The sequence below is a fragment of the Pantoea sp. SIMBA_079 genome, assembly GCF_046940275.1.
Taxonomy (GTDB): domain Bacteria; phylum Pseudomonadota; class Gammaproteobacteria; order Enterobacterales; family Enterobacteriaceae; genus Pantoea; species Pantoea borealis.
In genome coordinates this window covers 1-245 of record NZ_JAWRYR010000753.1, presented here as the reverse complement: position 1 = coordinate 245, position 245 = coordinate 1, and the positions used below count along the sequence as shown (strand labels likewise).

The 245-nt window shown below is 63.3% G+C and carries 1 protein-coding gene; it reads right to left on the bottom strand.

Features of this window, described 5'->3' with window-relative positions:
* Positions 1 to 245: hypothetical protein (locus SB719_RS21965; RefSeq protein ID WP_412160006.1), on the bottom strand; the 245-nt coding region annotated here is incomplete at both ends.

Sequence of the window (245 nt, the reverse complement as noted above, 5' to 3'; positions counted from 1 at the left end):
CGAACATGCCGTTCCAGCGGGCGTTGTTGCGGGTGGAGAAGAACTGGTAATCGCTCTTGTAGTCGACGCCCTCGGCCAGGAAGTCGGCCTCCTGCTGGACGCCGTCGCGGCTGCTCCATTCGTTCTTGAAGTCGGCGACCAGGATCGTGCCCAGACGCACGCCATCGTCGAGTTCCCAGGAATAGCCGGCGCTGGCGCCGAAGTCGAAGCCCGGGTCGATGCTGTTCTTCTGCTGCAGCAGGTAC